Below are 17,172 nucleotides of genomic sequence, written 5' to 3' on the forward strand. Positions count from 1 at the left end.
CCAACATGCCATAGTTGGCATATGCCGGTCAAGGCATATAGGGCGGTTGGAGGTTTACGGCGGGCTTCGTGACGCGGCTCCTTCGTCGCCGCTCCTCAGCCAGCGGGGGGAACCCTCAGTCGCCGACGACGTCCGCCGTCCCGACCCCCTTCAGACCACGCCAGGTGATACCGACAAGCAGGTCGGTGGCGGTCTCGAGGTCGACGTCGCCCTCGGTGATGCGATCGGCAACGGCCTCGCCGGCACCGACGAGGGCGACGGCGGTGAGTTCGAAGTCGATGTCGCGGGCACCCTCGACGGTGGTGCCGGCCCGGATGAGTTCGGTGACCATCTCGGTGACGCGCTTGCGGCTGTCGGAGACGAAATGCGAGAAGGTCTGCGTGCCGACAGCAACGCGGTAGAGCACCTTCCACGACTGCCGGTGCTCGTCGACGAAGCGCAGGAACTCCTTGACGACGGTGCGGGCCTGGTCACGTTGTCGCAGCGACGGGTCGAAGCCGACGCTCATCGCCTCGATGAAGCGGGTCGACTCACGTTCGATGCACGCGCTGAACAGTTCGTCCTTGGAGCCGTAGTAGAGATACAGCATCGGTTTGCTGATCTCCGCCTCGGCGGCGATGGAGTCCATCGACGCCTCGCGGTAGCCGTTCTCCGAGAACACCTTGACGGCCGCATCGAGCATCTGCTGTTCTCGTACCGCACGAGGCAGCCGCTTGGTACCTCCGGCCATCGTCACTCCTCCACCACTGGTCGTTCACGCACTAGACGTTCGGACCATCTTACCCAGGGGTAAGTTCAGTGGCGGGAGGCATCGCGGAACTCAGCACGTCAGCACACCCTTCGACCGCAGAATCCGCACCACCGACCGGTCCACCCGCTGCTCGGTGAGGCGGTTCGCCGCGACCTCCTGTTCGAGGGCGTCCAGCACCGACGTCACGCGATCCGTGGAGAGCCACAGCGCGATGTCGGAGCCGGCGCGGATCGCCATCGGCGCCGCCTGCTCGATCGGGTAGCGGGCGCTGATCGCGGCCATGCCGGAAAGGTCGTCGGAGAACACCACGCCGTTGAACGGCGGTCCGCCGTATCCGCGGCCCGTGCGCAGCATGCCGATCGCCTGCGGGCTGATGCTCGCCGGTGTCTCCGGGCCGGTCAGTCCGGGGACGATCAGGTGGCCGACCATCACCGCCGCGGGCCCCGGGTCCTGCAGGAGCGTGCGGTACGGCACCAGGTCACTGTTCTCCAGCGTCGACAGCGGCGGTGTCACGACCACACCCAGATGGGAGTCGCCGGAGGCGTGGCCGTGGCCCGGGAAGTGTTTGAACACCGGGGTGATCCCCGCCGACGCGAGGCCCTCCGCGTAGGCCGACGCGTATTCGGTCACCACGGCCGGGTCGTTGCTGAACGATCGGTCGCCGATCACCTCGTTGTCGGACTCGTTGCTCACGTCGACGACCGGCGCGAAGTCGACGGTGACACCCAGCTCACGGAGTTGCCGCCCGGTCGACGCCGCCAGTTCCCGGACCTGCGCCGGGGTCTGCGTCTGCGCGAGAACTCGCGCCGACGGGCTGTCGATGCCGATCCCGGACAGCCGCGAGACCCGGCCGCCCTCCTGGTCGACCGTCACCATCAACGGGATCGGGCTGTTCTGCGAGATCCGCGATGCCGCACCGCTGGTGAGGATCGACTTGTCGGTCCAGCTGCCGACGAAGATGCCGCCGATCTGCTCGGACTCGACGATCGCCTGGGCGTCGGCGGCTCCGGTCACACCGACCACGATCAACTGAGCGAGCTTCTGCCGCAACGTCATCCGTTCGAGTTGCGTATCCCCGCACGCGGCGACCGGGACGGCAGAAGCCACCGCCGACGAACTCGGCGACGACGCGGCGCTGCTGTAGACCGATGTGGCGCTGGGCGGGTCGGCCGATTCGCTGCTCGCACAGCCCACCGCGGCGAGCGCGACGGCCGCGACCACGAACATCGACAACACGCCCCGCACACCGGATCCTCGCCTGGTTGAGCCCATGTGACGAGTCTGGCATGTAACCTGGGGCAATGGACGTGGGGTCCAGCCCGAGCGCCGCCGACTCGGCTTCTGCCGACTCGGGACCGGCTGCCACCGCACCGGCCGCCCCGGAAAGCGGCGGCCGCGATCAGAGTGCCCGCCAGACCCTGATGATCGCCTACGACGGCTCCGACAACGCCGACCGCGCCATCCGTTATGCCGGTCGATTCCTGCGCGCCGAGACCGCACACGTGGTGACCGCCTGGCAGCCGGGCGAGCTGTCGCCGACAAGGCTGTCCACACTGTCCGGCGGCATGCAGCCGTTCATCGACACCCGTCTCGAGGTCGGTGTCGACGAAGCCCTCGAGCAGGAGGCGGAGAACATCAACCACCGCGGCGTCGACCTCGCCACCGAGGCGGGCCTGTCGGCCAAGGGTTCCCTCGTCGAGGTCGAGTCGACGGTGTGGGGCGCGCTGGTCGCCGCCGCCGATGCGCTCTCGGTGGATCTGTTGGTCACCGGGACCCGCGGTTCGTCGGGCCTCAAGGCGTTGCTGCGATCCAGCGTCGCCGAACGCGTCCTGAAGCACTGCCATCGGCCGGTGTTCATCGTCCCGGCGCAATGCGAGAAGCAGCCGCCGGTGACGCTCTAGCCGTCACTGTCGCGGGTCACGACGTGATCACAAATCGTGGCCTGGCTAACAGATCAGGTTCCGCACGCGCTTAACCCCATGAAGGCACCACACACGCCAGCCGATCGAGGAACCATGCCACGTCGCCATTCACTCCGTACCCGGGTCGCCGCCACCGCCGCCGCGATCGCCGTCACCAGTGCCGGCATCGTCGGACTGTCCACCGCCACCGCAGGCGAGGCCAACGCAGCGACCGAACACGCCCTGAACGGTTGCGTCGGCCTCAGTCCGAACATCGTCGACATCCCGTTCTGGCCGCGCCGCGCGATCGTGGCCCAGTACGCCGGCCAGACCTACATCAGCGTCGACTTCCCCAGCTACTGGCTGTTCGTCGGCTACCGGTCCGATGCCCGCCTGGACTGGCACAACACCCGCACCAACAAGCGCGGAGTCCTGCGATCGACGGAGCAGGTGCGACCGCCGTATCAGGGTGTGCACGACTTCGTGATCCCGACCAATGCCATCGGCCGCGGCAACGTCAACGTCACCCTCAGTGCGACGAACAGCAACGCGCTGTGGTCCATCCCGTCGATCCCGTGCAGTGGAACGATCGTGGTTCGCTGAGTGGAGGGGCGGGGCCCGGCGAGGTCGATGGTAGTTTCGTCGCCATGACCAACAACCGCCTCGTCGCCGGAGCCGTGGCCGGAGTCGCCGGCATCCTGGTGGGTCTCGGGGCCGTGTTCCTCGGTGGATTCCTGTCCACCGAGACGAGCCCGTCGACGGACGTGAACAGCGTGAGCCCCGACAGCGGGTTCGTGCAGGGGTCGGTCGACTACGGCACGCGCGGCGATACCGGGTCCGACAACTGACCTTCGGGCGGTCGGTCCTGACGCCGCACACACCGGCGTCGCCGGACACATCCCAGCAGGACGGAAAGCTGTCGCGTCGCGGCGTCGCCATCGCGGCCCTCGTCGCCCTGATCGTCTCGTTCCTGCAGTCCCCCGGCCGGATCTCGGCCGACACCAAACTCGACCTGACCGCCGACCCCGTCGGCTTCCTCGCCCGCGCCGCCCATCTGTGGACGCCGAACGCCCCGCTGGGCCAGGTGCAGAACCAGGCCTACGGCTATTTCTTCCCGCACGGCGGGTTCTTCGCCGTCGGGGATCTGCTGCACCTGCCGCCGTGGGTGGTGCAACGACTGTGGTGGGCGTTGCTGCTCGTGGTCGGCTTCGTCGGCATCGTGCGGCTCGCGGAGGCGATGCGGATCGGTTCGCGGGGTTCTCGGATTCTCGCCGGTGTCATCTTCGTCCTGAGTCCGCGGGTACTGACCACGATCGGGTCGATCTCGTCGGAGACGCTGCCGATGGTGCTGGCGCCGTGGGTGCTGGTGCCACTCATCCGGGTCCTCGACCGCACCGACGGCCCGCTGTGGCGTCCCGCCCTGCAGTCGGCGGCCGCGGTCGCGCTGATGGGTGCGGTCAACGCGGTCGCCACCCTCGCCGCCCTCGGTGTCGCGGTGCTGTGGTGGCTGCTACACGCGCCGGTCGTGTCGTCGGTGCCGACCCGACGGTGGTGGCGGTTCGGCGGGTGGTGGGCACTCGGCCTGACGATGGCGTGTGCCTGGTGGGTGGTCCCGCTACTCATCCTGTCCCGGGTGAGTCCGCCGTTCCTCGACTTCATCGAGTCGTCGCGCGTCACCACCGAATGGACCTCGCTCACCGAGGTGTTGCGCGGGACGAGTTCCTGGACGCCGTTCGTCTCACCGGAGCGGGTGGCCGGAGCGGTGCTGGTGACCCAGCCGGCGGCGGTCCTCGCGACCGGAGTGCTCGCGGCGGCAGGACTCGCCGGACTGTGCATGCGGCACATGCCCTCTCGGGGACGACTCGTGACCGTACTGTCCGTCGGTCTGCTGCTGATGTGCGTCGGGTTCGCGGGCGAACTCGGATCGCCCATCGCGGAGTCGGTGCGGGTGTTCCTCGACGGCGACGGCGCGTTCCTGCGCAACATCCACAAGTTCGAGCCGTTCGTCCGCATCCCCCTTGTGCTCGGTGTCGCGCACCTGCTCGCCCGCGTCCCGCTGCCCGGCAGCGCACCCTGGCGCGAGACCTCCTCGGCGTTCGCCCATCCGCAGCGGTCCCGGCCGGTGGCGGCGGCGATCGTGGTGATGGTCGCCGCGATCGGCGCGGGTTCGCTGATGTGGACCGGCCAGCTCGCACCCGCCGGCACCTACCGCGACATCCCCGACCATTGGCGTGACACCGCGCAGTGGCTCTCCGCGCACAGCAACCCACCCGGGTCGACTGCACCCACACGCGCCCTGGTGGTGCCCGGGGCGCCGTTCGCCGACCAGCTGTGGGGACTGACCCGGGACGAACCGCTGCAGCCCCTCGCCGACGACCCGTGGGCGGTCCGCGACGCCATCCCGCTGACCCCGCCGGGTGCGATCCGCGCCCTCGACTCCGTCCAGCGCGCCATCGCCGACGGGCGCGGCTCCCCCGGCCTCGCCGCGACTCTCGCGCAGCAGGGCGTCGGCCACGTGGTGCTGCGCGCCGACCTCGACCCCGACACATCGCGGTCGGCCCGACCGCTGCTGGCCCAACAGGCACTCGACACGTCGCCCGGGCTGCAGCGGGTCGCGACGTTCGGCCCCGACATCGGACCGGCCAGTGTTCCGGGCGTGGTGCGCGACAACGGGTTACGGCCGCCGATGCCGGCGATCCAGATCTACGCGGTCCGGTCGGCCACCGGCTTCCCCGGTACCGGACCGGTTCTCGTCGACGCCGCCGACACCCCGCGAGTGGCCGGCGGCCCGGAGGCCCTCGCCGCCATCCAGGAGCAACGAGCACGAACCGACGCGCCGCCGATGGGCCCGGCGCTGCTGTATGCCGACGCCCGCCGCGCCGGTCTCGGCCCCGGCAGCGGGGTCCTGGTCACCGATACCCCGACCGACCGCGAGACCGACTTCGGCCGCGTCGACGACCACAGCTCGGCCATCCGGGCCCCGGGCGATCCGCGTCGGACCCAGAACGCGGTGGCGGACTATCCCGTCGAGGATCAGGCACTGGTGCGCGGTGAATGGTTGTTGGACAACCGGCCCGGCGAGGTCCGCGTGACCACCTCCGGATCTGCCTCGGACGCAACACAGTTGGGACAGACCTCGCCGGCGAACTCCCCGGCCGCCGCATTCGACGGCGACCCGGACACGGCGTGGGTGTCGAGCGGCCTCGAGTCGGCCGTCGGCAAGTGGATGCGGCTCGACTTCACCGAACCCCGTTCGGATCTCGCGATCACTCTCACCACCGCACCAGCACTCGGCGCCGACGTCTCGGCCGTCCTCGTCAGCACCGAATCCGGCAGCTCGGTGGCCGAGAATGTGGAACCGGGGCGACCGGTGACCGTGACCGCGCCGAGCGGACCCACCAGCTGGATTCAGATCCGGGCGATCCGCACGTCCGACGGCACGTCCGGCAACCAGTTCGCCCTCGGCGAGGTGTCGGTCGCCGATCTCGCCACCCGCTCGCCCCTGGTCATCCGGCACCGGGTGACGCTGCCGGAACTGTCGGCCGGGACACCGGTGTCCGGGTGGCTGTTGACCCAGGAGCTCGTCGGCCGCGCCGCGTGTGTCGCCGACGGCGCGGCCGTTCGCTGCGCACCGGGCCTGGGCCTGCCACCAGAGACGCCGGGAATCTTCACGCGCGCGCTGTCGGTGCCCGGCCCGGTCGAGGTGGACCCCACCGTGGTGCTGCGACCCGAGCCCGGCGACGGCCTGCGGGCGTTGCTGCACACCCCGGGCCAGGTGATCGCCGACGGTCCGGCCGCGGTCGACGACCCGCGCGGCAATGCGGGAGCCGCCGTGGACGGCAACCCGAGCACGACGTGGACCGCCCCGGAACCCGATGCACGTCGAGACGAGGACAGCGACGACGAGACGGGCGCAGACGAGGACGGCCGGGACGCGGAGCTCATCATCCGGCTGCCCGAACCACAACGCGTCGAACGCCTGCGTCTCGTCGTCCCGGACCGCTACCCGGCGGCGCCGCAGCGGGTGACGGTCGACCTCGGCACCGGCACCCAGGCCCGGGATGTGGGCCGCGACGGTGTCGTCGAGTTGGAGCCGGCGGTCACCGATCGCATCCGGTTGGCGGTCACCGAGAACGCCGACCTCATCGACGTGAACAGCCTCGGCTTCGCGCGGCCGGCCCCGACCGGCATCAGCGAGGTCGAGATCCTGCCGGGACCGATGCCGCTGCCCGACGACGACCGGGTGGTGGAGATCGGGTGCGACGCCGGCATCGGCCTGACCGTGTCCGGGCAGGTGATCGGACTGTCGGTACGTACCACGGCCGGTGACCTGCGCGCCGCCCGAGCGGTCATCGCCCGGCCCTGTGCGCCCGACGCGGTGCCCCTTGCGGCCGGCGAGCAGGAACTGTCGGTCAACCCCGGTGACGCGTTCAGTGTGGACTCGGTGTCCTTACCGGTCGCCGGTGCCGGCCCCACACCGACGAGCACGTCCGTCCCCGCCGAGGTCACTGCCTGGGAGGAGACGCATCGGCGGGTGCCGGTGGACGCGTCGCCGGACGAGCGGTTCCTCGTCGTCCCGGAGAGCACGAATCCGGGATGGGAGGCGACCCTCGACGGCCGGGAGCTCGAACCAGTGGTGATGAACGGCTGGCAGCAGGGATGGGTGGTGCCCGCCGACACCGCCGGAACCGTCACCCTCACGTTCCGTTTCGACTCGCTGTACCGCTGGTCGCTCGGCGTCGGCTTGGCGCTGGTCGCGGTCCTACTGCTGCTCGCGTGGTGGCCCCGGCGCGACGGACCGACCGAGACAGCCGACGCCGACGACCCGGCAGGTCCGTCGGCACCCCGAGGCTGGGTCACCGCAGGCGCAGCCGTCTCATGGCTGGGTGCGGCATGGCTGCTCACCGGGTGGTGGGGTCTGGCGGTGTCGCTGGTTCTCGGCGGGGTCGCGTTGTGGCTGCGGCCGAGAGCCATCGTGGTCGGTGCCTTCGGCGCGATGGTGCTCGCGACGCTCGGGCTGGCGAGCGGCCCGTGGCACGCGTCGACCGGCTACAACGGATTCGAATGGTGGGTTCAGTTACCCGCGCTGATCGCCGTGTCGCTGACCGTGTGGTCGACGCTGTGGGGCGACGAGTCTGGTTCCGCTCGTCGGTGGCTGCGGAACCGTGCGGCGCGTGCCCGCTCCCGGGTCCGCAGCCAGCGGCGGGCGGGTTCCTCGACGAATGCGTAGCTCGCCGCGGACACGCCGATGGTCAGCAGCACGGTGATGGTCCAGACGAGGACGAAGTTGCCGTTGAACGGCACGATGCCGAACAGCGGGAAGACCGCGGCCAGCACCGCGAGATGCCAGATGAAGATGCCGTAGGACCAGCGGCCGAGCGCCAGCATCACGCGCGAGCACAACAGCCGGAACGGACCGGCGCCCAGGACGAGCGGAGCCAGCAGCGCGAACCCGCAGATCGCGCCGAGGACCATCTTGACGGCGAACTGCCACGGCGCCAGATCGCCGAGCCCGGTCGGTCCGGCGAGCGGCGTACACGCCAGCACGTAGGCGACGACCAGCGCACCGGCCATCACCCGGCGGCGTGACCCGATCCGGGCCGCGACGCGAATCCACCGTGCGACCGGCCGATGGGTGTCGAGTTCGATCGCGCCGACCATCTCCGCGAGGACCAGCCCGGCGAGAAACCACGGCAGGTGACCGAACACCCAGTTCTGCGGCTCCACGCCGGCCGCGACCGGCAGCACCATGGCGAGCCACGCCCAGCCGAGGCTCAACGCCCCGAGCCCGAGCAGTGCCGGGATGCGCCACCGGACACGCCCGTCGTCGTCGGCGCCGGCACGCAGCCGCAGCATGCCGAAGCCGAGGACCGGCAGCAGCGCATAGAACGCGACCTCCACCGACAGACTCCACATCTGGGTGAGACCCGCGGTCAACGACAACGGCACGAACACCTGGGTGAGCGTGAGATTGGCCAGCCACACGGTGAGGTCGGCGCCCTTGGCGTCGGGCAGCACCGTGAGGACCACGAACACCACGACGACGTAGGCCGGCCAGATCCGGACCACGCGATGGGCGAGATACCGGCGCACCGACGGCCGCGGGGTGATGCGGTGCGCGGCCGCCACCCACGGTCGCCACAGCAGGAAGCCGGACAGCCCGAAGAACAACGCCACCGCGAGGTCGAGGCGACCCAGCACCGGCCCGATGAGCGGGAGTTCGACCGCCCGCGTCTGGAACGCGACGTGGGTGGTCAGCACGCCGATCGCGGCGAGCGCACGCATCCCCTCGAGTTGGCCGAAGAATCGACGCATCTCGGGGGCCGCTGCGACTCCGGCAGCGGTTTCGGGGGCGGGTTCGATACTGGCCATGCTGGTCAACCAGGGTAGTCGTGCGGTCCGCGCGGCCATGGTCAGTACGCTCGCCACCATGCCCACGCCCGGATCGAGTCGCCTGCAGACCAGAGATCTGATCGGGCCGGTGCTGCTGTTCGTGGGTGGATTCCTGCTGGCAGCGGCCATCGCGCTGCCCACCGTGTTCGTCGACGGATTGCGCACGATCCCGCTGAGCACCGACGTCACGACCACCGCGGTCAGCTCCGGAGCCGGCGGTTCCGCCGACGACCCGCCGGCGCAGGTGTTCGACCGGTGCTCGCTGGCGACGCCGACCGCACGCGTCGTCGACGCCGAACTGGTTCGCCAGCAGCGCTTCGTCGCCGTGCAACCCTCCGACGCCGAACGCGTGACGTTGCAGGCCGGCACCTCCATCCAGGCCGACCACATCACCGTCGACGGCCGCGAGGTCGATCCGCAGGCGCCACGACCCGGCAGCGACGTCGAGCCCGCGCCCGGCGACTCGGCGTGCACGGACCCGACGATCACGGCGGTCCGCGACCGGATCACCCTCGACCGCACCTCCGCGCTGCCTGACCTCGGCCCCTCGGGCGGGGCGCCGGGCAGCTCCGAGATCCAGTACTCCGCCACCACCGCGCCGATCCGGGTCCCCGACCGGGCCGGCTACACCTATCTGCTGCCGTTCGATGTGGCGGCGACCGAGCACACCTGGTTCGACGTCACCACCCGGCGGTCGGTGCCGCTGCGCCCGGCCGGCGACACCACCGTGCACGGCCGTGACGTGACGCGGTTCGTCGCCGACATCCCCGACACCGATCTGCACCAGATCACCGGCGCCGCCCAGACCAACCCACCCACCGCCATCACCCGGCCCGCGGCGTGGTTCGGCGTGCCCGGTGTCGATCCCGCCCGCGACCTGACCGCCACCCTGCATCACACCGGCCGCACCGAGATCGCCGTCGACCTCGCCACCGGCACCATCGTCGACCAGCAGATCACCGTCGAGCAGACCTATCGCTTCATCGATCCCGACCTGCCCGACCAGCGACTCACCGCGCTGTCGGCGACGTTCGGATTCGATGACGCGACGCAGGAGCGGATGAGCGAGCGGGCCACCTCGTTGGCCACCCCGGTGACCGTGTGGGGGCGGGTCGTCCCGATCGTCGCCGCCGTGGCCGGTGTCGCCGTCATCGCCATCGGCCTGATGTTCCTCACTCCGGGGTGGCGGCCGCGACGACGTCGTCGCGGGCCCGAGTCCGACGAAGACCCAGCACCGTCGTCGTGACCGCCGCGCCGGTCGCGGCGAGCGCCGCGGTGGATGCCAGCGCGATGATGCCGTCGACTACGGTCACGATCACCGCCACCTCGACGGCGACGACAACCCAGGTCACCGCCGACACCGCGGTCGCCGACCGTGCGATCGCCGACAGCAGGGCCACCTGCAGGATCGCGAGCATCGCGCCGGTGTAGGCGAACAGCCACAGGATGGGAACCAGCGGTTCGTAGTCGGGGCGCACCAGGACGGGGACGAGTGGTCCGGCCAGACCGGCGCCGAGGGTGAGGATCGCCCCGATCGCCGCGACGACACCGACGGCCGCCATCAGCGACCGACGCGACGTGGCCGGATCGGCGAGTCCGGGATAGAAGACGACACCCACGGCCTGCGGGAGCCAGAACGCCACCTTGGTCGCGATCGCGCCGAGCGCATAGATCCCCGCGTCCTCCGGCGTGAGGACCGTCCGCGACAGCAGCAGGTCGATCGACGCCGCGACCACCAGCACCAGTTGCACCCCGGAGGCGCGCGCGACGGCGAACAGGTCGAGGTCGGCCGCGCCGGGTCCGGCGTGAGCAGATGACCGGGTGTGCCCGGCCGTCCGCACCGCCGCCAGCACCACCACCGCCGCGACCGCCACCCCGCCGGCACCGGCGAGCAGCGCACCGGCGGGACCCGCGCCCAGGGCGAGCGCAGCGATCACCGGCACGGTCCGCAGCACACCCACGGCGGCCAGTACCCAGCCCAGGAGTCGAAAATGACTGTGCCCCTGCAATACCCCTTGACCGGCCCCGATCACCGTGAGCAGTGGGGCGGCCACGAGGGCGGCGGCCGTGGTGTCGACGCCCATCGACGTGACCCAGGCGGTGGGTGCGGTCGCGACCACCACCAGCAGGCACACCAGGAGCGTCGTCTGCACACTCACCCGCCGAATCCGGTCGGGATCGGCCCGCCGCACCACGGCTCGGGCCACGACGGCCTGCAATGCCAAGGCCGCCACGGTCAGCACCAACATCGCCGACAGCCCGACCGCCAGTTCGCTGTACTCGGCGGTGTCGAGCCACCACCGGCTCGCGGTCAGGTGGATCGCATACGAGCACACGTTCGCGACCATCGATCCGGCCGCCACCCAGCCGAGGGCACCGAGAACACCGCCACGTCCGCCCCATCGCGCAACGCGGTCGTTCGGCCCGGCCATGAGGTCAAGTGTGCACGTCGCGGCCAGGACTCCGGGGAAACGGGGCGTTTTGCACGCCGCACACGGGATAGGCAACGATGGTGACGACCCCCGCCCGCCGCAGGAGTGAGAACGCCGGAGATGTACGACCAGAACCCGACCCATGACGCCGCCGGCGCCGAATCCGATCCGCTCGGTTTCCGCATCGACCCGGTGCTGGCGCGCAGTTGGCTGCTGGTCAACGCCACGCAGGCCGGCCGCTTCGAGGCGGCCCACCGATCGCGTGCGGACATCGTCGTCCTCGACATCGAGGATGCCGTGGCGCCGAAGGACAAACTGGATGCGCGCCGGCACGTCGTCGACTGGATGAACGCCGGTCATTCCGACTGGGTCCGGGTCAACGGATTCGGGACTCCCTGGTGGGCCGACGATCTCGATGCGTTGGCGAGCACGTCCGTCGGCGGGGTGATGCTGGCGATGGTGGAATCCGTCGACCACGTCACCGAGACCGCCAAGCGACTCCCCGACGCCCCGATCGTCGCGCTGGTGGAGACCGCCCGCGGACTCGAACGGATCAGCGAGATCGCTTCGGCGAAGAGCACCTTCCGGCTCGCCTTCGGCATCGGCGACTTCCGTCGTGACACCGGGTTCGGCGACAACCCGGCCACGCTCGCCTACGCCCGGTCGCGATTCACCATCGCCGCCAAGGCGGCTCACCTGCCCAGCGCGATCGACGGGCCCACCGTGGGGTCGAGCGCCCTGAAGCTGTCCGAGGCGACCGCGGTCAGCGCGGAGTTCGGCATGACCGGCAAGATCTGCCTCACCCCCGAGCAGTGCCATCCCGTCAACGAGGGCCTCTCGCCGTCACAGGACGAGATCAGCTGGGCGCAGGAGTTCTTCGCCGAGTTCGAACGCGACGGCGGTGAGATCCGCAACGGTTCGGATCTGCCGCGGATCGCCCGCGCGACCAAGATCCTCGATCTGGCACGGGCGTACGGGATCGAGGTGTCGGACTACGACGACGACTCGGTGCATTCACCCGCCCCGTCGGACACCTACCACTACTGACCGGTGTCAGTCCCCGCCCGTCGGTCCCGATGACAGCGCCCCGCCAACTGCTGCCGCTTCTCTTCGCCGTCGGCGCGGGTCTGGCAGCCCTGATCATGGCGCCGCTGCTGCGTCCCGGTCACCTGCTGTACCGGGACGCGGTGTCGACACCGCGCAGCCATGTCACCGACACGACGCTGGGCATCGGCGACGGTGCGCCTCGAGCGGTTCCGCAGGACTGGGCGGTCGCGCTACTGTCCGGGGTGATCGACGGCGGCGCGGTGGTCGTCGCGATCACGTTCGCGGCACTAATGTTCGCCGGCGTCGGGTACGGTCTGCTCGCGATCCGGCTGGTCGGTGCGGCCGGTCGGACCGGTGCCGTGGTCGCCGCCGTGGTCGCGATCTGGAATCCCTTTGTGGCCGAACGACTCCTGCAAGGTCATTGGAGTCTGCTGGTCTCGTACGCGGCGCTCTCCTGGGTGGCGGTCGCGGCGGTGGCGATCCTGGGTGGTGACGGTCGGTCCGCGGGTCTCGTCGGCGTCTCGCGCGCCGATCGTGCGCCCGCGCGTGAAGCTGCGCGCGCGGATGGTCGGTGGACGCGCGAGAACGGCCGGTGGGTGCCGTGCGCGCAGCTGGTGGCCGCGCTGGGATTCGCCGGTTTCACGCCGACCGGGTCGGTGCTGTCGGCGCTGCTGATGGTGGCCCTGCCGGGTGTCGGCCTGATCCTCGCCCGCCGGTGGCTCGCCGTCGTGCTCGTCTGGGCGGCGTGGGTGGTCGCCGCGCTGCCGTGGCTGGTGGCCACCGCGGTCGGGAGTGCCGCCGTCACCTCGGGTTCCGGCGGGTTCACCGTGTTCGGGGTGCGCGCGGAACCCGGGCTGGGAACGGTCGGCACAGTCCTGGGACTCGGCGGGATCTGGAACGCCGACGCCGTACCCGCCAGCCGGACCATCTGGTGGGCGGCGGTGGCGACGGCGCTGCTGTTGGTGGTCGTCGTGACCGGTGCCGTGTGGCTGTGGCGTCATCGCGAGCGGGACACGTGTGCCGTCACGGCGCTGGCGGCGCTGGCGGCGGTGACCGCCGTCGCGGTGTCGGTGGCGGCGATCGGGCCTGTCGCGGAGATGTTGTCGGACGCGGCCACGCTTCTGCCGGGATTGGGATTGTTCCGCGACACCCAGAAGTTCCTCGCGCTGATGGTGCCGTTCGTCGCGGTCGCCTCGGCTGCTGCGGTGGCCGCCGCGCGGCGGTGGGTACCGTCGGGATTCGCACTGGCCGCCGCGATCCTGCTGATCGTGGCGCCGCTCCCCGACCTCGCCTGGGGCGTCGGCGGAAAGATCGCACCGATCACCTACCCGCCCGATTGGGCCGCCGTCGCAGCTCGGATCTCGGATGACCATGGCGCCGTTGCGATCTGGCCGACCGGCACGGTGCGTCAATACACCTTCGCCGACGTGCCGTCGCTGGATCCGTTGCCGCGCATGGTGCGGGCCCCCGTCACCGGCTCGGGCTCACTCGTGGTCGATTCGGTCGTCGTGGACGAACCGTCCGGACGCGGCGCGGCCGTCGACGCGGTGCTGGCCGACGGTGGGTCGGCGCGGGCGCTGGCCGATCTGGGTGTGGGGTGGGTGGTTGTCGAGAACGGCACGCCACCAGCGGCTCTGGCACGTGAGGCCGTCGTGGTGTTCGACGGTGCGGATCTGCGGCTCTACCGGGTGCCCGGCCCGATCGCCGATATCGACGCTTCGACGCCGGCACGGGTGGCGGTGATCGGCGCGCACGTCATCTGGGCGACGACGACATCGATCGCCGTGGCTGCCGCGCTCGTCGGCGCACGTCGTCGAACACGTCGATGAACCCGTCCGCCGTCGCCGACCACGAGTACCCGGCGGCCTTGCCCTGCGCGTTACGTCCCAGCCGGACGGATTCGTCCGGATCGTCGATGAGCTTGCGGGTGGCACTGATCAATTCGGCCACACCGTCGACCAGCAGCCCGGTCTCGCCGTCGTCGATCGATTCCGCCAGGCCGACCGCGCTGCGGTAGCCGATCGTCGGGACACGGTGTTGCGCCGCCTCCACCACCGCCAGACCCCAACCCTCCTTGCGGGACGGCATGAGGTGGATGTCGGCCTGCGCGAGGAGCTCGTGCTTGCGGCTCTCGTCGACGTGACCGTGAAAGGTGACGAACTCCTCGACGCCGAGTTGTATTGCGGTGCTGCGTAGTTCGTCGGACCACCAGCCGTCGCCGATGACGTCGAGGTGGATGTCGGGCCGGGTGTGGCGGAGGTCGGCGACGACCGCGAGGGCGTCCTCGACCTGCTTGTGTGGGACGAGGCGGGAGAGGACGCAGAGGCGGGGGTGACCAGCGGCAGGGGGAACGATCGCGGCCCCAGCGGTAGGACTCGGGATCGGGTCGATGCCGTTGCGGATCACCGAGATCCGTTCGCGGTCGACGCCGAGCGCGACGAGTTCGTCCGCCGACGGCCCGGACACGGTCACATAGTGGTTGCGACGGTGGACCCGTGGGGACACACGTGATTCCAGGAACCAGCCGAGCCGGCCGAGTAGACGGCCGGCGACCGGCCACTGCTCGCGGTGACAGTGGTGGACCAGGACGACGGTCGGGGCACGCGACACCGCGGCGGCGAAGAACGGGATGCCGTTCTGGGTGTCGACGACGACGTCCGGCGTCGTCGACAACCGGCCCCGCCCCCATCGGCCGGCCAGGATCGTCGCGAGTGCTCGAGGGTAGACCGACAGTCGCCCGCCGGCCCGGAGGATGCGGATGCCGTCACGCTGCTCGTCCGCCGGGGCGCCCTCGTACCCCGCGGTCAGAAGGGTGACCCGCATACCGCGGTCGACGAGTTCGGCGCCCACCCGTTCCAGGTAGCGCTCGCTGCCGCCGCCTTGCGGGTGCGTGGTGTCGCGCCAGCAGAGCAGCAGGACGTGGGTCGGTTCGGACATTGCGACCAGAGTAGGCGATCAGACGACACAAAAGCCCCCGAGGGCGTACGTGGCATCCCCTCCACACCACGTCCGACCTGGGGGCCTTTGCTGAGCTACGGCTGAGAACTCCGTTGCGGCTACACTGTAGCTGATAACCATGCGGGCGTCTACAACGGTAGTTGAGGAAGCTCTCCCGATCCAGAGCTCCCTGGCGGATGCCCGCTCGACTGCAAGGACGATCGTCGCGATGTCGGACGCACCCCGCGGGCGGCCACCACTTCCGCTCGCCGAGATCTACAGCGAAGCTCTCGCACTGATGGCCGACGGCGGGATGCAGACGCTCGGCATGCGGGCGTTGGCCCGCCGGCTCGGGTCCTCCACCTCGACGCTCTACCGTCAGTTCCCCGGCGGTAAGGACGAGTTGTGCAACCGACTCGCCGAGCACGTGATGGCCGAGGTGGTTGCCGCGATCGCCGCGGCCGACCTCACCGCCGGCGCATGGGACACCGTCATCGAACGCTCGGCGGTCATCACCTTCGACGTGCTCCGCGACCACCCGCATTCGGCTGCGCTCTTCGCCGGCCAGGTCCTGTTCGGGCCGGCGGGCCTGCTGCGATACGAGCGCGCCCTCGACCTGCTCATGGGCACGGGCTTGTCCGCTGCGGCGGCCGCCGCAGCCGACCATGCCCTGGGCCGGTTGATCATCGGGTATGCGTTGCAGTCGGCGATGGACACGCCGGACAGCCGAGCGACCGTCGTCGAGTACTACCGCGGGCTCGATCAGACCGAGTTCCCACACGTGACGGCCGTCGTACCGGCCGTGCCCAAGGATCTGCGCACTGAGTTCGTGTTCGCATTGCAGACCTTCATGGACGGGCTGCGGAGTCTCGTCGCCGAGGGCTCCCGCGACGTCCGGGCGGGGGGCCGAACCCACCCGTGACCCGCCCTGCCTTCGCCCGGCATGCGACTCTCGCCCGGGCGGCCCGTCTGCTCAACGACTTCCGCTTCGAACAGTCCGATCCGGCCCGGTTCTACGGCGCCATCGCCGACGACACCGCCGTGATGGTGCGCGACTGGCACTCGGCACCCCTCGACGACGCGGTCGTGCTCGACGTCGGCGGTGGCCCCGGCTACTTCGCCGACGCCTTCGACCGCCTCGGTGCGCACTACATCTCCGTCGAACCCGATCCGAGCGAGATGCACGCCGGCGGCCTCGACCACCGGGCCGGTGTCCGCGGTTCCGGCCAGCAACTGCCGTTCGCGGATGCGTCGATGGATGTCACCTTCTCGTCCAACGTCGTCGAGCACACCTCTCGCCCGTGGCAGATGGCCGACGAGATGCTGCGCGTGACCCGGCCGAGCGGCACCGTCATCATCAGCTACACCCTGTGGTGGGGGCCCTTCGGTGGGCACGAAATGGGGCTCACGCATTACCTCGGCGGCCATCGGGCCGCGCGTCTCTACACGCGCAGGCACGGTCACCCGCCCAAGAACCTGTTCGGCACCTCGTTGTTCCCGGTGACCGCGAGAGACGGTTTGCGGTGGGCGGATTCGGTCACCGACGCCGACGTCGTCGCGGCCTTCCCCCGGTACCTGCCGTCCCGGTTGTGGTGGATCATGCGGGTGCCCGGCCTGCGGGAGGTGTTCGGGACGAACCTGGTGCTGGTGTTGCGGCGGCGGTGAAATCAGAGTCGTCTCGGCGTTGGGTGACGAAAATCAGCGCCGACAG

Annotated in this window: 13 protein-coding genes and 1 pseudogene; 9 read left to right on the forward strand and 5 right to left on the reverse strand. The window is 70.5% G+C overall.

Features of this window, described 5'->3' with window-relative positions; genetic code table 11:
- Positions 1-115: 115 nt before the first annotated feature.
- Both V1Y59_RS03780 and V1Y59_RS03785 read right to left on the reverse strand, forming a co-directional pair.
- Entirely contained in the window at positions 116-730 is a 615-nt protein-coding gene (locus V1Y59_RS03780; RefSeq protein ID WP_330503500.1) for a TetR/AcrR family transcriptional regulator, read from the reverse strand.
- 90 nt (positions 731-820) lie between these two features.
- Complete coding sequence (locus tag V1Y59_RS03785; protein ID WP_330431729.1) at positions 821-1,978, reverse strand: glycoside hydrolase family 3 protein; 1,158 nt, start codon at positions 1,976-1,978, stop codon at positions 821-823.
- A gap of 74 nt (positions 1,979-2,052) precedes the next feature.
- Here V1Y59_RS03785 and V1Y59_RS03790 point away from each other — a divergent pair, with 74 nt between their 5' ends.
- The 4 genes from V1Y59_RS03790 to V1Y59_RS23680 all read left to right on the forward strand — a co-directional run bounded on the left by V1Y59_RS03790 (position 2,053) and on the right by V1Y59_RS23680 (position 7,882).
- Positions 2,053-2,652: a universal stress protein gene (locus V1Y59_RS03790; RefSeq protein WP_330503501.1), complete on the forward strand. Its 600-nt coding sequence runs from the start codon at positions 2,053-2,055 to the stop codon at positions 2,650-2,652.
- A 114-nt stretch (positions 2,653-2,766) separates the two neighbouring features.
- On the forward strand, positions 2,767-3,255 hold the full coding sequence (locus tag V1Y59_RS03795) for a hypothetical protein (protein ID WP_330503502.1): 489 nt from the start codon (positions 2,767-2,769) through the stop codon (positions 3,253-3,255).
- 44 nt (positions 3,256-3,299) lie between these two features.
- Positions 3,300-3,500: a DUF2613 domain-containing protein gene (locus tag V1Y59_RS03800; RefSeq protein WP_330431579.1), complete on the forward strand. Its 201-nt coding sequence runs from the start codon at positions 3,300-3,302 to the stop codon at positions 3,498-3,500.
- 89 nt (positions 3,501-3,589) lie between these two features.
- Positions 3,590-7,882, forward strand: coding sequence for an alpha-(1->3)-arabinofuranosyltransferase domain-containing protein (locus V1Y59_RS23680; RefSeq protein ID WP_431309096.1), 4,293 nt, complete (start codon positions 3,590-3,592; stop codon positions 7,880-7,882).
- Between the two features lie 59 nt (positions 7,883-7,941).
- Here the strand turns inward: V1Y59_RS23680 and V1Y59_RS03810 are convergent.
- Positions 7,942-9,174, reverse strand: a pseudogene (locus tag V1Y59_RS03810) (acyltransferase family protein); the annotation flags it as partial.
- Here V1Y59_RS03810 and pgfA point away from each other — a divergent pair.
- A complete protein-coding gene (gene pgfA, locus V1Y59_RS03815) occupies positions 9,083-10,291 on the forward strand; it encodes a cell envelope lipid trafficking protein PgfA (protein WP_330503503.1) in 1,209 nt (402 codons plus the stop codon). The pseudogene V1Y59_RS03810 and the gene pgfA sit on opposite strands and share 92 nt — an antisense overlap.
- On the opposite strand, the gene V1Y59_RS03820 is transcribed toward pgfA, so the two are convergent.
- The gene (locus V1Y59_RS03820; RefSeq protein ID WP_431309090.1) at positions 10,218-11,477 is read right to left on the reverse strand and encodes an MATE family efflux transporter; all 1,260 of its coding nucleotides are present in this window, start codon (positions 11,475-11,477) and stop codon (positions 10,218-10,220) included. The two genes, pgfA and V1Y59_RS03820, sit on opposite strands and share 74 nt — an antisense overlap.
- Before the next feature lie 120 nt (positions 11,478-11,597).
- Between V1Y59_RS03820 and V1Y59_RS03825 the strand changes: the two genes are divergently transcribed.
- Complete coding sequence (locus V1Y59_RS03825; protein WP_330503505.1) at positions 11,598-12,524, forward strand: HpcH/HpaI aldolase/citrate lyase family protein; 927 nt, start codon at positions 11,598-11,600, stop codon at positions 12,522-12,524.
- Positions 12,525-12,553: 29 nt separating this feature from the next.
- Complete coding sequence (locus tag V1Y59_RS03830; RefSeq protein WP_330503506.1) at positions 12,554-14,353, forward strand: MmpA family trehalose lipid delivery protein; 1,800 nt, start codon at positions 12,554-12,556, stop codon at positions 14,351-14,353.
- Here the strand turns inward: V1Y59_RS03830 and V1Y59_RS03835 are convergent.
- Positions 14,280-15,461 carry a glycosyltransferase family 4 protein gene (locus V1Y59_RS03835; RefSeq protein WP_330503507.1) on the reverse strand — a complete coding sequence of 394 codons (1,182 nt, stop codon included), beginning with the start codon at positions 15,459-15,461 and terminating at the stop codon, positions 14,280-14,282. The two genes, V1Y59_RS03830 and V1Y59_RS03835, sit on opposite strands and share 74 nt — an antisense overlap.
- Positions 15,462-15,690: 229 nt before the next feature.
- Here V1Y59_RS03835 and V1Y59_RS03840 point away from each other — a divergent pair, with 229 nt between their 5' ends.
- Both V1Y59_RS03840 and V1Y59_RS03845 read left to right on the forward strand, forming a co-directional pair.
- Positions 15,691-16,383 carry a TetR/AcrR family transcriptional regulator gene (locus tag V1Y59_RS03840; RefSeq protein WP_330503508.1) on the forward strand — a complete coding sequence of 231 codons (693 nt, stop codon included), beginning with the start codon at positions 15,691-15,693 and terminating at the stop codon, positions 16,381-16,383.
- Complete coding sequence (locus V1Y59_RS03845; protein ID WP_330503509.1) at positions 16,380-17,126, forward strand: class I SAM-dependent methyltransferase; 747 nt, start codon at positions 16,380-16,382, stop codon at positions 17,124-17,126. The genes V1Y59_RS03840 and V1Y59_RS03845 overlap by 4 nt, the downstream gene beginning before the upstream one ends.
- Positions 17,127-17,172 lie beyond the last annotated feature (46 nt).

The organism is Gordonia prachuapensis (assembly GCF_036350515.1).
Lineage (GTDB): Bacteria > Actinomycetota > Actinomycetes > Mycobacteriales > Mycobacteriaceae > Gordonia > Gordonia prachuapensis.